At 40.3% G+C, this 12315-nt stretch carries 15 protein-coding genes and 4 pseudogenes; 3 read left to right on the top strand and 16 right to left on the bottom strand.

Annotation, left to right across the window (positions count from 1 at the left end):
* The 10 genes and pseudogenes from ACFIKB_RS08370 to ACFIKB_RS08325 all read right to left on the bottom strand — a co-directional run.
* Positions 1-182, bottom strand: a pseudogene (locus tag ACFIKB_RS08370) (baseplate assembly protein); the annotation flags it as partial.
* 3 nt (positions 183-185) lie between these two features.
* Complete coding sequence (locus ACFIKB_RS08365) at positions 186-386, bottom strand: hypothetical protein (RefSeq protein WP_375653277.1); 201 nt, start codon at positions 384-386, stop codon at positions 186-188.
* A gap of 11 nt (positions 387-397) precedes the next feature.
* Positions 398-991 carry a baseplate assembly protein gene (locus ACFIKB_RS08360; RefSeq protein ID WP_375653274.1) on the bottom strand — a complete coding sequence of 198 codons (594 nt, stop codon included), beginning with the start codon at positions 989-991 and terminating at the stop codon, positions 398-400.
* The gene (locus tag ACFIKB_RS08355) at positions 984-1496 is read right to left on the bottom strand and encodes a DNA-binding domain-containing protein (protein ID WP_375653272.1); all 513 of its coding nucleotides are present in this window, start codon (positions 1494-1496) and stop codon (positions 984-986) included. The genes ACFIKB_RS08360 and ACFIKB_RS08355 overlap by 8 nt, the downstream gene beginning before the upstream one ends.
* On the bottom strand, positions 1399-1599 hold the full coding sequence (locus ACFIKB_RS08350; RefSeq protein ID WP_375653270.1) for a hypothetical protein: 201 nt from the start codon (positions 1597-1599) through the stop codon (positions 1399-1401). The genes ACFIKB_RS08355 and ACFIKB_RS08350 overlap by 98 nt, the downstream gene beginning before the upstream one ends.
* Positions 1596-2054 (bottom strand): hypothetical protein, encoded by a 459-nt coding sequence (locus tag ACFIKB_RS08345; protein ID WP_375653267.1) that lies wholly within the window; start codon positions 2052-2054, stop codon positions 1596-1598. The genes ACFIKB_RS08350 and ACFIKB_RS08345 overlap by 4 nt, the downstream gene beginning before the upstream one ends.
* Positions 2051-2898, bottom strand: a pseudogene (locus ACFIKB_RS08340) (ParB/RepB/Spo0J family partition protein). Before ACFIKB_RS08340 ends, ACFIKB_RS08345 begins: the two are co-directional and overlap by 4 nt.
* Positions 2898-3297, bottom strand: a pseudogene (locus tag ACFIKB_RS08335) (hypothetical protein). The pseudogenes ACFIKB_RS08340 and ACFIKB_RS08335 overlap by 1 nt, the downstream one beginning before the upstream one ends.
* Positions 3281-3421, bottom strand: a complete 141-nt coding sequence (locus ACFIKB_RS08330; protein ID WP_375653265.1) for a hypothetical protein — start codon at positions 3419-3421, stop codon at positions 3281-3283. The pseudogene ACFIKB_RS08335 and the gene ACFIKB_RS08330 overlap by 17 nt, the downstream one beginning before the upstream one ends.
* Before the next feature lie 73 nt (positions 3422-3494).
* Positions 3495-3788 carry a helix-turn-helix transcriptional regulator gene (locus ACFIKB_RS08325; protein ID WP_183194530.1) on the bottom strand — a complete coding sequence of 98 codons (294 nt, stop codon included), beginning with the start codon at positions 3786-3788 and terminating at the stop codon, positions 3495-3497.
* Positions 3789-3939: 151 nt separating this feature from the next.
* Here ACFIKB_RS08325 and ACFIKB_RS08320 point away from each other — a divergent pair, with 151 nt between their 5' ends.
* The 3 genes from ACFIKB_RS08320 to ACFIKB_RS08310 all read left to right on the top strand — a co-directional run bounded on the left by ACFIKB_RS08320 (position 3940) and on the right by ACFIKB_RS08310 (position 5538).
* Complete coding sequence (locus tag ACFIKB_RS08320) at positions 3940-4458, top strand: helix-turn-helix domain-containing protein (protein ID WP_375644701.1); 519 nt, start codon at positions 3940-3942, stop codon at positions 4456-4458.
* Positions 4459-4799: 341 nt separating this feature from the next.
* Complete coding sequence (locus tag ACFIKB_RS08315) at positions 4800-5207, top strand: hypothetical protein (protein ID WP_375653279.1); 408 nt, start codon at positions 4800-4802, stop codon at positions 5205-5207.
* A 124-nt stretch (positions 5208-5331) separates the two neighbouring features.
* On the top strand, positions 5332-5538 hold the full coding sequence (locus tag ACFIKB_RS08310; protein ID WP_375653264.1) for a hypothetical protein: 207 nt from the start codon (positions 5332-5334) through the stop codon (positions 5536-5538).
* 864 nt (positions 5539-6402) lie between these two features.
* Here the strand turns inward: ACFIKB_RS08310 and ACFIKB_RS08305 are convergent.
* The 6 genes and pseudogenes from ACFIKB_RS08305 to ACFIKB_RS08280 all read right to left on the bottom strand — a co-directional run.
* Positions 6403-7185: an ABC transporter ATP-binding protein gene (locus ACFIKB_RS08305; RefSeq protein WP_375653261.1), complete on the bottom strand. Its 783-nt coding sequence runs from the start codon at positions 7183-7185 to the stop codon at positions 6403-6405.
* Positions 7172-8056 carry an ABC transporter ATP-binding protein gene (locus ACFIKB_RS08300; protein WP_375647496.1) on the bottom strand — a complete coding sequence of 295 codons (885 nt, stop codon included), beginning with the start codon at positions 8054-8056 and terminating at the stop codon, positions 7172-7174. Before ACFIKB_RS08300 ends, ACFIKB_RS08305 begins: the two co-directional genes overlap by 14 nt.
* Entirely contained in the window at positions 8049-8978 is a 930-nt protein-coding gene (locus ACFIKB_RS08295) for an ABC transporter permease (protein WP_015856299.1), read from the bottom strand. The genes ACFIKB_RS08300 and ACFIKB_RS08295 overlap by 8 nt, the downstream gene beginning before the upstream one ends.
* Positions 8979-8980: 2 nt before the next feature.
* The gene (locus tag ACFIKB_RS08290) at positions 8981-10054 is read right to left on the bottom strand and encodes an ABC transporter permease (RefSeq protein WP_015856298.1); all 1074 of its coding nucleotides are present in this window, start codon (positions 10052-10054) and stop codon (positions 8981-8983) included.
* 112 nt (positions 10055-10166) lie between these two features.
* On the bottom strand, positions 10167-11768 hold the full coding sequence (locus ACFIKB_RS08285) for an ABC transporter substrate-binding protein (protein ID WP_375636654.1): 1602 nt from the start codon (positions 11766-11768) through the stop codon (positions 10167-10169).
* 373 nt (positions 11769-12141) lie between these two features.
* A pseudogene (locus ACFIKB_RS08280) lies at positions 12142-12315 on the bottom strand (ABC transporter substrate-binding protein); the annotation flags it as partial.

Here is a 12315-nt window from a genome sequence, read left to right as displayed (position 1 = left end):
TAAAGCTGCATCATCGTCGCAGGATCAGCATTGGCATCTTGGAATGCTCCAACATCACATCCATAATGACGACGCAATGCACGTGTCCCAATCCTTGTCGTCAGACATTTACGAAGTGACTGTTGACAATGGTCCCAACCATATAAAAGAGAGCCATCCTTTTCGCTCATCCCGCACCGCATGCTTTAAGCCCCTTTGCTTGTCTTTGTGTTAGAAACAGTTGGGGGCGCAGAAACAACAGGTGCTGGTTTTTCAGCGATCCGACCAAGCAGCAACGGATATTTAGCCGCTTCCTCACTTAAACAAATTTCTTCACCTTTGCCCGGTGAACGCTTGCCTGCAACAAAATCGGCATTGGTTAAAATAACATAAGTATTCTCACGCATGATAAACTCCTTTAAAGGGGGTAAGAGGTTGTGGAGGAACCCATTTTGACCCCACCGTGTTTGTGGCTTGCGCCAACAGATTTTTGATTGTGCTGCAAATCTTCTGCTTGAATATGCACACTGCCCGTTAATTCAACACGGGTTGATTGATGAGAAAGCACCAAACCTTTTTCACTCAAATGGATTTGGTTTTCCCCATGGGAGAGAATGAGTTCATCCTTCGTGATACGCAAAGCGCCACCCGCATAACACAGAGCAAGTTCTTGCGGCGAGCGTGCGGGATTAGGCGCATCCTCACTATAGCTATCGCGCACCACCAGAGAAGCAGAACCAATTTCGCCATGGGGGTTTAACAAGCGGACCGGATCACCAACATGGAGGGGCATATTGCTTGAGAGAGCGCCAGAAGCTTCTTGCGCTTGTAGCCAAGGCGATAAAACCGCTTGTCCATTGGAACCCTGTTCGGAAAGTTTTACCCGCACCCGATGACCATCAACTTGCACAACCCGTCCAATCATATGCTGGTTGGCAAGACAGCGTTCAAGCGCATCAAGACGCTTCATTATTTGCCGCAAGGTGTCACTCAAAAGATGCGCATCATTCATGCCAACCCCGCTCCTGCGCAACCGAAACCATGCGCCGATAACACGCTGAAAAAGCAGGTTTAGAGGGGCGCAAATAATCCGAACAAAAAACCTCCCACGCCCCCTCATGACACGGCGCAAATTGCGAAACATTCTCCTCACCATAACAAGGTGCAAGCGCTGCCAACCAATCAGGGCGCTCATACCCTTCAACCATCTGCCGCCAATTAAAAAGCGACATCCGGCTCACACCAAATTGCACAGCACTCAAACTTGCCGCATCATGCACACCCATACCGGCATGGAGCAAATCTTCCCAAAAGCAAAGTGCCTTCAAACGCTCTTCACAGCGCCTTTTATGCGCCTTTGAAAGCCCCTCATAACGCACCCAAATACTTGTCTTTTGCTCCCCTTGCGTTTGTTTCACATCAACAGCCCCACCAAACCGCACCAACAATGCCGCCCGTGCCTCTTCCGGCAATAAAGAGATGTGATATTCCCAAACCGGCTTGGTTTTGCCTCCCACTTTCCTCGTATGCCCGTCCGTGGTTTTCAAGACTTTTATATGTTTTCGGCAACCCTGGCAAAGCTGCCTCAGCCAATTCGGCAATAGTAAACCATTCCTTCATGGCTGCCCCCTTTTAATGCGAACCGGCGTTGCGCGCATGGCTTTCAATTGCGCTGCAATCTCCCGCTGTTCCTGCTGCAACCTTGCAATTTCTGCTAACCGCGCCTCATCCCCTTGCAACAGCAACAATCCATCTTCACTCACCACCTCATCCCAGAGCCAAAATGCCTCTGTCGCCCGCACAAATGCCTTAAACCGTGGCAGGGAAATATCCACCTGCTTACTTTCCGCAACATAAGCATCCAAACTGGCCTTACTTAAACACCCAATCCCTAAATAATGCGCCATACGCTCCGCAATCACACTGCGCTCAACCCGGCATTCTCTCAAAGCCCGCGCCATCGCACGCTTAATGCGTGAGCGAAACCACCCTAAATCAATCTGCGCAACGGGTTCACGACAAGGAAAAATCGGCTTTTGGAAAAAATCAAGCTGTTGGGAACCATGCGTCTTCATGCCTGCTCCTCCCCTTGTTCTCTTGCAAGATAATCACAAAACCGCGCCTTTGTCTGCGCATCCGCCCTCTGCCACACCCCCAATAACTGAGCAAAAATCCGTTCCTGTTCATTAATTTGCGGTGGCGTATTAACCCCATTGACCAAATCAACAGCCCGCCGTAAATCTCCCTCAACCTGTTGCAAAGCAATTGCCACCCGCCGTTGCGCAACCGGCTCCATCTTGGCTAATTTCAACAATTGCGCTTGATTATCTGCCAAGGCTGTCCCCCGCAAAACAGCTCGCAATTCCGGCTGTAAATGTTGGGCAATACAGTTAAGACGTTTTACAACATCTTGAGAAAAACCAATGCGATCCGCCACATGTTTGGCAAAGGGTAAACTTGACCCTTTGCCACTTTGTCCTTTGTATATTGATTACCACCGATCAAAGGTGCAAGTTGCACCTTTGATTTTCTGTCCCCACCACGCTTAATCTCCCCATACTTCTTTTCCCACAATTCGCGGTAAGTCTGGACAAAAAGCGCACGGTCAATAACAGACAATTCATTACGAAAGAGGTTTTCAGCCACTTCTAAAAGCGCGGCATTGTCCTTATCAGCCTGCACCACAACCGCATCAATGTCACTATAGCCCAAAAGCTCCGCAGCACGAAGCCGATGCGCACCAGCTATAAGCGTATAATTGCCCTCTTTAGCATTGGGGGTATGGCGCACCGTAATCGGATTCATCAATCCCTCCCGCGCCATTGATTGTGCAAGTGCCTTGGCATGCTCATCATCCACAGGGCGTATACGCTCCGGCACCACAATCACATCAAGAGCAAGCTTTTGAAACTGTGCCATCACGCCGCCGCCTTTCTGATCTCTTTAAAGAATAAATCCATCGCACGCCCCGCCCATCTTCGATAAGCTTTCGCAAAAACGGGTTCTTCCAAACGCCGGTTAATGGTACGCAAAGAACGAGCAACAGCAGTGCGTTCCACGCTCTTGCATGGCAACAATACGCCGCCGTGGCACCTCAAACTGATAATGCAAGATATGAATAACAATCTGTCGTGCTAACGCCGCATCAAATAAGCCATGCGGAGGGTCAATAATATACCGGATCGGCAGATGCTTAAATCCACTACTCACGGCTTTTAAAGAACAGGAAAGCATCACCTGTAAACGTTCAACTTCTGAATAAGGATTAACGATATCGCTTCTGGCATCTGGGGTCCATAAATTACAAGCAGCAACCATAACCACCCCCTATAAAAACAATATGAACACCATCTAATCGCCAGAACCAACCCATCCAAACGGCTGTTCTATGATGCAACTCTATGCAATTTATCTTGCCCATTTCGTATTGATCTTTAGACATTGATAAACCTTTTTATCTTATGGTATTTAAATTCATGGCAAATGCGCAAAAACGCAAAGCCGTGTAACGAAATTCAAGCAGCATTCCCACGCAAAGCAGAATGCGCACGCGAATCTGTGTTGGCATGTTTTGCTGCTTTAAAAATGCGACGGCGACTTTTGGGGTAGCGGTCACTAAACACTTGCTCGACGGGCAAACCGATAAAATCGGCAATAGCACGTTCAGCTTTCTCGTTAGACCGTGTCCAAATGTGTTGAACACTGGATGACGAGAGTTGATATGCTTTCGCGAGCTCCGCCAAGGTCATATTACGGCGGCGTAGCTCAGCTAAAATACTATGGCGATCCCAAACTTGTGTGATAGTCATAAACTTCGCTCCTGCTTTAAACGGATGCTCAAACCATCCGTTTTTTGTGGGGTTAATTGTAAAATATCTGCCCTCTATATCGGGCGGTAATAACAGTTAAAACCATTTTACGGTTTTGTTAACCCGTAAAATGGTTTTAATGGGTATTTTTTTGGCACGTTTAGAAACAGAACCTAAAACACCATTGGCAAAACGCCTACGTGAAATAAGACGAATCTACGGAAATGAAGAACGTAGTATCTTTGCGCAACGGCTTAATTTACAACGTGGCACCCTTGCCAATTATGAAATTGGAGCACACGAACCAACATGCTCAACAATTAACGCCTATTATACGGCCTATAACATTAATCCTCATTGGCTCGTTACGGGTAAAGGCGAAATGTTTAGTGACATGGCAAAGGCGAAAGCAGCTGGTTTTAAAGCACAAACTATTCCTACTGGTCTCATGAAAAAGCTTGGTCGCATAGCTTATACAACCTATCGCGATGCTAAAATAAAACTCCCTCCTGAAGATATAGCGGAACTCGCGGCGGAACTTTGTATAAAGTTGCAAGAGCTTGTTCAAGACATCAACGACACGGAAGAAGTAGAGCTTATTTTACCTCTTTTAAAACTGCATTTAAAGCGTCAAATAGAGGCTGAAAATGCACATCCAGAAACTACATAAGATACAGCTTAATGCCTCTTTAATATGGAAAATCGATATGAAAATCTTTTTTGCTTTTTTGGTCATTTTTGGCTGATTTTGGAGTGAGCTTCACAATTTACCGAATTTTTTTCACAGGGTTTTCAAAGACCTTTCAAAGCCTTCTCTCATTTTTACCATGAAAACGCACTTTTTTCTGATTTTCGCTCTTTTTTACAATTTTAGGTGTCAAAATACAATTTTACAAAGAGTGCATTTAATGGTAAAAATTATACATAAAAACAACAAATTACCACGTGTTCCTACCTAATCCCACTTAGTATAAAACCTAGTGTCAAACTACAGCTACAGGAAAAGTAGAAATTCATTTCAATGTCGAATGGAGTGATAGCGCTGCCGTAAACAAACAAAAAGCTGACCATCTTCTGATTCACGGTGATGTTTCAGGGACTACACTGATTTATATCACTGGACATTTAGAAAAGAACAATATTAAAGCAGACACTTCTGCTCTTACCAGTGTACGTGGTCTTTCACTCATTCAAGTTTCTGGAAAAGTAAATCAAAACTCTTTCAAACTTGCAAATGGCTATATCACAATAAGTGGTTCACCTTATAAATATATACTGAAGGCTTATGGACCAAAATCAAACCACAGTAAAACAAATACTGAACAAAACCTTTTAGGAGAAAATAAAAATTTTTGGGATTTTCGCTTGCAACCAGTACTGCTTGATAGCGACTCAAAAGTAAAAAACATCGTGCCATAAATACAAACTCTTTGATCATGCCCAGTGCTCTCTTGTATGCTGGATTGACCGATATGGCTAAGCAAAGTGCAACTGTTAGCCAATATGTGAATATCTGTCTTAGGGAAAGAATAAGACAAACGGAATGGCTTCTTCTTATACGCCTATGGAGAAACAAGAGTTTTATTTTTTGATAAGTAGTGCTCCTAGTAAATATGGTTATAGCAGTGCTAATCTTCGCTATGCTGCTCTACAAGGAGCTATTAACTTTGTCGCGCTAGAAGGGCAAAATATCTACAACACATTTTGGTCTTGTAAGAACCTATGGACAACTCTCTTTCACTCCAAATAATATGCAAGACGGTAAGTAAGAGCATGTTGAATAAATGGTCACTTTACTCACTGCCTATGGCAGTATACAGCGTGACAGAGGTTTTTATCTTGATACTCTTTTATCCTATGAAATCCTAAAAGAAGATATCATCAATGCCATCATTGACAAAACTGCAAAATTGAAATCAGCTATTAACAACAGCTTCAAAAAACTGGTATATTCGGAGCAAGTTTTTCAGGTGGAATATACTATCAGTTTTAAATCAAGACTGTAACAACAGACGTATTGTTATCTGTATACATTTTATCAAAAAAGGCAGCACAATATGCTGCCTTTTTTATTTATAAAATCTGTTTTTCTTTCAAATAATCCCTTTTTAAGAATAAAAAACAACAAAAATAGTTGAATCATTCTCATGTACCATTGAAAAATTTTCATAACAGCTTCTTCTCTTGTAAAGAATAAAACTTAGCATTTTCTGATAAATAAGAGCGAACACTGTAAAAAAGAATAAACAAATCAAAAACAATAAAAATTAAACTATACTCTAAAGAATAAATTTTCCTAGAAAACATAGCATTATTAATCACCTATTATTTTTTACAAGCTTAATGCTCATCTACAATGAAAACTTCTAAACATAAATTTATAATCAACAAACTATACAAAAAATACATAATGCGCGTTATGAGTCATGCAGATGACTCATAACGTTGTACAACTAATAAAGTGAAAAATATGAGAGCTAAAATTTCTCTCAATAAATTATATCGATAAGATTTCACACTATAAAAAATACAAAAACTCTCTATTACAACAAAGATACTAAATACTTCTTGAAACCTAAAACAGAAAAATGTATTTTCTCTTTTGGAAAATCGATCATACTCTTTGCTCTCTATGGACAATAGGCTCTATGCTTGCTTCAAAAAACTCCTTTGTATAATCGTGTTGCGCATGTAAATTACGCAATTCATCATTGCTAAGCTCTTCAAGAATAATCCCTTTATGCATAATTCCAACACGTTCACAAATATGTGCAACAACAGCAAGATCATGGGATACCATCAAATAAGTAAGCTTTTTTCTCACGCGTAATGATTTCAACAAGTTTAAAATTTCAGCCTGTACCGACACATCCAATGCAGATGTTGGCTCATCAAGCAACAAAACCTCTGGTTCAATAATTAAAGCACGTGCAAGAGCAATACGCTGACGCTGCCCTCCAGACAGCTCATGAGGATAACGATAAAGAAATGAAGAATCTAAACCAACGGAATCTAAAGCATCCTCCACCCGCTCCTTTTGATTATCCATCCCATGGATTTTGAGAGATTCAGAAAGAACCGTATGGACCATTTTTCTTGGATGAAGTGAAGCATAAGGATCTTGAAAAACCATTTGAATACAGCGTAAAAAATCTTTACTTCTTTTCTTTTCGACTTCTTGTCCCGCAAAAAGGAACTTTCCACTATAATCTGGAATAAGCCCCACCAATGTATTCAAAATTGTTGATTTTCCACATCCGGATTCACCAATCAAACCATAAGCCTCACCACGCTTAATATGAAAATTAACATTTTTAACAACTGTTACTGCCTTATGCCTGTGACCAAAAGTTACAGATAAATTAGAAACATCAATAATATTCTCACAATTTGTCATGAGGAACCTCCTCAACACCATTAACAATCGTAGGATTATGTAACCAATCAGGATCACGCTCAGGAACAGCCAAAACATCAACAGGATTATCAAGCCGTGGCAAACTCGCGAGCAATGCCTTCGTATAAGGATGACAAGCGTGAGACAAATCAGAAGCAGGCAACTCTTCTAACACACGGCCTGCATACATCACCAAAATACGATCACAAAAATCAGCAATCATATTCAAATCATGACTAATGAAAATAAGTCCCGTTCCAGATTTTGTCACAAGTTCATCTAATACAGATAAAACTTGTCGTCTGACCGTAATATCAAGTGCAGATGTTGGCTCATCGGCAATAATTAAATCAGGTTTTGGAATGAGCATCATTGCAATCATCACACGCTGCCCCATCCCCCCTGATATTTCATGAGGAAATAGGCGCATCACATGTTCAGGATCACGAATATGAACAGATTCTAACATAGATATAGTCCGTTCCTGCGCTTCAACTTTTGAAACGCGGTAATGAATACGGTAAGCCTCCATAATCTGCTCACCAATCCGTATTAATGGATTAAGTGAATATTTTGGGTCCTGTAAAATCATTGAAATACGCTTCCCGCGGATTTTTCGCATCTGAGGTTCACTTGCGGTCAATAAATCAACATCCTCAAAGCACATTTTTTTAGCTTTAACAATGGCTGCTCTTGGACTCAACCTTAATATTGCGCGCCCAGTCATCGATTTTCCAGATCCGGATTCACCAACAATTCCAATTTTTTCTTTTCCAACAGAAAAACTAACGCCACGCACAACTTCTGAAATGCCGCGCGTTGTAGGAAAAGAAATACGTAAATCTTCTACTTCTAATAATTTATTACCCATTGCGTGGATCCAATACATCACGAAGACCATCACCTAAAAGGTTGAAAGCAAGACTTGCAAATAATATTGCACAGCCTGGTATTGCCGCCAACCACCAATTTGTCATCATAAATTCCCGCCCTGAAGAAAGCATCGCACCCCATTCAGGACTTGGAAGTTGAGCTCCCAACCCTAAAAAACCAAGGCCAGCAGCCGTTAAAATAATGCCAGACATATCTAAAGTTAATCGTACAATCACTGAAGGAATACACATGGGCGCAACGTGAAACAAAATTATTCTCCAAGCAGAAGCCCCTTGCAAGCGAACGACAGAAACATAATCAGAAGAACGTATTGTCAAAGTCTCAGCACGTGCTAAACGTGCAATTGGGGGCCATGCTGCAATTGAAATTGCAATAGAGGCATTTTCAATCCCTGGTCCCAATGCGGCTGAAAATGCAAGAGCTAAAATCAAACCTGGAAAAGCAAGAAAAATATCGACAATGCGCATGAGCACAGTATCAACCCATCCGCCCATATAACCAGATACAGTTCCAACAATAAGCCCTATTGGACCTACAATAATGGTTGTAAGAAAAACAACATAAAGAGTAATACGGGAACCAAAAACAAGGCGACTAAAAATGTCACGTCCTAATTCATCTGTTCCAAAATAATGCGCCATAGAGGGTGGCTGCAACCGATGCCCTAGATCATTGCTAAGAAAATCATGCGTAGCAATCCAAGGAGCAAAAAATGCACATATGATAATAATACAAATAATAAGCAGACCGAATACAGCCGAAAAGTTATGAAAAAACTTAACCAGTGCGTGATAAATTCTCTGTATGTTCGCCTGAATTATGGAGCTTGGAACAGGGTCGTTTAACCAACCGCCCAAAAAAGATGATGATTGCGATTTATGATGATTACTTACTGTCATATTCAACGTGTCCTTGGATCAAAAATGCGATAAAGCAAATCAGAAAATAAATTAATGGCGACAAAGATAAATCCTACAAGTAAAGTACACCCTACAACTGCATTCATATCTCCGGCTAAAAGAGCATTTGTCAAGTAATGTCCAAAACCAGGCCAAGCAAAAACTGTCTCCGTTAAAACAGCCCCTTCTAATAAAAAAGCATAAGAAAGCGCAACAACGGTAATAACCTGAACAGCAGCATTCTTAAAGGCATGTCCCCATACCGTTCGTGCCCACGATAACCCCTTTACACGTGCAGTAATGATATATTCCTGATTAAGCTGCTCAATCATAAACCCACGAGTCATACGGCTAATATAAGCCATAGCACCGAAAGCTAAGATCAAAGCAGGCATAATAATGTGACTAAAAACATTACCAAAAGCCTCCCATTGTCCTTGGCTTGCAGTATCCCAAAGGAAAAATCCTGTTTTTGGTTCGAAAGAATATTCATAAAGAAAATCAATACGTCCTGGACCACCAACCCAGCCAAGCTTGGCGTAAAATATTAACAAAGCCATTAAACCGAGCCAAAACGTTGGAGTAGAATAACTTACAAGTGTAAAAACACGAACAACATAATCAATAAATGAATCGCGATACATTGCTGCAAAAACACCAAATGGAATTCCAAGACTTGTGCCAATAACAATAGCAACGGTTGCAAGCTCTAATGTTGCAGGAAATACACGCATAATATCAGCTAGAACAGGACGCCCAGAAGTTAAAGCATCTCCAAAGTCAAATAAAAATACATTATGAAGATACTTCCAATATTGAACAATCAACGGCTTATCAAGACCAAGCTTATAATACATTGCATCATAAGCTTCCTGACTGATATTATCACCAAGAATAGACAGAACTGGATCTAGAGGAAGAAGATGACCAAGAAAAAAAGTGATCGTCACCAACCCAAGCAATGTGATAAAAACTGAAATAAGAAGTTTCAATCCTTTGCATAAAAAATCCCATAAAAATAATCTTTTCTGCTTTTCTGATACAGCTCTTTCAGTCTCTGAAAGTGGCAAAACCATTATAAAAATCCCCTCTGTAGCGACAAAACATAAAGCAAATACCTTTTTTTATATAACGAAACAACCTCTTATTAAGCATGTTCTACAATCCTTCTCTATAACATGCTTCTTTTTATTTTTCTGCTTCATTGTAATAAAGTCTATAACTGTTCCAAATCCATTTTTTGACATCAGGTCCCATACCAACGGTATAATATGTCTGAAATAAATAAACCATAGGACCATGCTCTAGCACATAATGCTGTAAAGTACGATATTGCATGATACGCTTATTGGGGTCTTTCTCAAACAAAGCATCCATCACCATGTTATTAATATTTTCATCATAATACCCAGCGCGCCAAGCCAAATACATATTGTGCTTTTTTGTAAATGTTGGATCAGGATTAAACACGTGATTTAATGAGGCAGGATGTCCATCAGGATCGGCACTCCCCCACCCCATAATAGCAGTATCATAATTTCCACCACGTACACGGCTCAACAATTGATTTTGTGCCATTTTTTCAATTGTCAGCTCAACACCAATTTTACGTGCATTGGCTTGAATAGACTGTGCAACAGACGACATATAACTAAGGCTTCCAACTAAAAGATTAGCTTTAAAACCGTTCGGATAACCAGCCTCAGTAATTAACTGTTTTGCTTTTTTCAAATCCAACTTAAAAGGCAGACCTTCTTTTTCATCCAAAGCACCAGGAACACCCAAGGACATATAAGTTGCCCGCGGAATAGCAATCCCCTTCAAAACAGTTTTTCCAAGACCTTCATAATCAACCAAATAACGAAGTGCCAATCTAACCTTTTCGTTTGCAAAAATTGCATTCTTATTATTTAATGATAAATAAATAATCTGGGGGCGCAAAACACGACTAATTTTGACTGGGCCTCCCTTTTTTTCAAGATCTAAAATATCCTCTGAAGAAAGATCACGCGCTATATCCACATCACCTTTTTCCAAAAGAAGTCTTTGACTTGATGAATCTGCTACGTGCTGCACAACAATCTTCTTAATTTTAGGCACATCGCCCCAATAATGCTGTGTAGCCTCTAATACAACTTTATCTCCTGGAGACCAGCTCACCAATTTATAAGGTCCAACACAAGCCGAATGTGTCGCTAAATATTTATTCCCCATATCACCGTTAATACTCTGCGCTTCAATTGTTTTCCGATCAAGCAAAGCAGAAGCATAAGACTGTCCAATAACAGTCAATATGAGCTGAATAGGGTAGGGTTTATCTAATTTTAATTGCAAAGTCTTATCATCAAGAGCTTGAATATTTGTTTCAACATTGTTTTTAGTAAACCCATAATCCATTAAAGATTGGGCATAGCTCAATCCTAATTTAATAATCCGCCGCATCGACCATACCAAATCTTGCGCCGTTGCTGTTCTTCCATCATTAAACTTTAAATCATCACGAAGATGAAAAACTATTCTTTTGCCATTATCTAAAACATCCCAAGATTTTGCCATAGCAGGGCGAATTTTTGTAGGATCATGTTCATCATATTGTACTAACGCGCTACAAATATTCGTCAATAACTCACTCGTCACGACTTCAACAGTTTGCGCTGGGTCAAAACTACTCATTGAATCAATATTCCATGCCATCACCAATATATCTTTAGATGAAGCACTAAATGCTGATGCTATAGCCCCATTTAAAAAAGCTGTTATGCCTAATAAAACAGAAAATTTTTTCAACATTTTTTTCCCATTTTTTTCCTATTATATTCTTATGCCTTTTCACACATAGCTGTTGTGATTTTGCTCTTTCATCTTTTAAACAGCATAGTATCAAACATCAACTTTATTTAATCAAACTAAGCATCTATAAAATAATTCTCTCATACATCAATCTATATTCGGGATGCAGAGAATCTGTAGCCACAAACAAAGATCTTGTCCAATATAACTTTCTATATTCATCCCCCTTAATAAACGACCTCCATCATATACAGCACAAACATCCCTCACAGTTTCATCCTTTAAGAAACTGAAGGACTTTTATATGAAAGAATATTTTCATCATGCAATTATGATCAAGCTATTTTACCTTTGACAACACCAAAAGACACTTTTATTTTTCAATTTTACTATAAAAAATACGCGGTGCACTATTCCAAACCCATTTTTTGACATCCGGTGTCATCGCGACAACGCTATATTGCTGGTAAATAAACGCATAAGGTCCTTTTTGCATAAGTTCACGTTGTAAATCAGCATATATTTGCGCCCGTTTTTGCGGATCTTT

This window comes from Bartonella sp. MR110HLJHH (assembly GCF_042194225.1).
In the GTDB taxonomy this organism is placed as follows: Bacteria; Pseudomonadota; Alphaproteobacteria; order Rhizobiales; family Rhizobiaceae; genus Bartonella; species Bartonella grahamii.
The sequence above is the reverse complement of the archived record's forward strand: the minus strand, read 5'-3'. Positions and strand labels throughout refer to the sequence as shown.

What these genes read in the sequence shown, in the direction of transcription:
- ACFIKB_RS08365 (WP_375653277.1), bottom strand. Translation starts at nt 386, where the DNA reads ATGCGTGAGAATACTTATGTTATTTTAACCAATGCCGATTTTGTTGCA.
- ACFIKB_RS08360 (WP_375653274.1), bottom strand. Translation starts at nt 991, where the DNA reads ATGAATGATGCGCATCTTTTGAGTGACACCTTGCGGCAAATAATGAAG.
- ACFIKB_RS08350 (WP_375653270.1), bottom strand. Translation starts at nt 1,599, where the DNA reads ATGAAGGAATGGTTTACTATTGCCGAATTGGCTGAGGCAGCTTTGCCA.
- ACFIKB_RS08345 (WP_375653267.1), bottom strand. Translation starts at nt 2,054, where the DNA reads ATGAAGACGCATGGTTCCCAACAGCTTGATTTTTTCCAAAAGCCGATT.
- ACFIKB_RS08330 (WP_375653265.1), bottom strand. Translation starts at nt 3,421, where the DNA reads ATGTCTAAAGATCAATACGAAATGGGCAAGATAAATTGCATAGAGTTG.
- ACFIKB_RS08325 (WP_183194530.1), bottom strand. Translation starts at nt 3,788, where the DNA reads ATGACTATCACACAAGTTTGGGATCGCCATAGTATTTTAGCTGAGCTA.
- ACFIKB_RS08310 (WP_375653264.1), top strand. Translation starts at nt 5,332, where the DNA reads ATGGCTTCTTCTTATACGCCTATGGAGAAACAAGAGTTTTATTTTTTG.
- ACFIKB_RS08305 (WP_375653261.1), bottom strand. Translation starts at nt 7,185, where the DNA reads ATGACAAATTGTGAGAATATTATTGATGTTTCTAATTTATCTGTAACT.
- ACFIKB_RS08300 (WP_375647496.1), bottom strand. Translation starts at nt 8,056, where the DNA reads ATGGGTAATAAATTATTAGAAGTAGAAGATTTACGTATTTCTTTTCCT.
- ACFIKB_RS08295 (WP_015856299.1), bottom strand. Translation starts at nt 8,978, where the DNA reads ATGACAGTAAGTAATCATCATAAATCGCAATCATCATCTTTTTTGGGC.
- ACFIKB_RS08290 (WP_015856298.1), bottom strand. Translation starts at nt 10,054, where the DNA reads ATGGTTTTGCCACTTTCAGAGACTGAAAGAGCTGTATCAGAAAAGCAG.
- ACFIKB_RS08285 (WP_375636654.1), bottom strand. Translation starts at nt 11,768, where the DNA reads ATGTTGAAAAAATTTTCTGTTTTATTAGGCATAACAGCTTTTTTAAAT.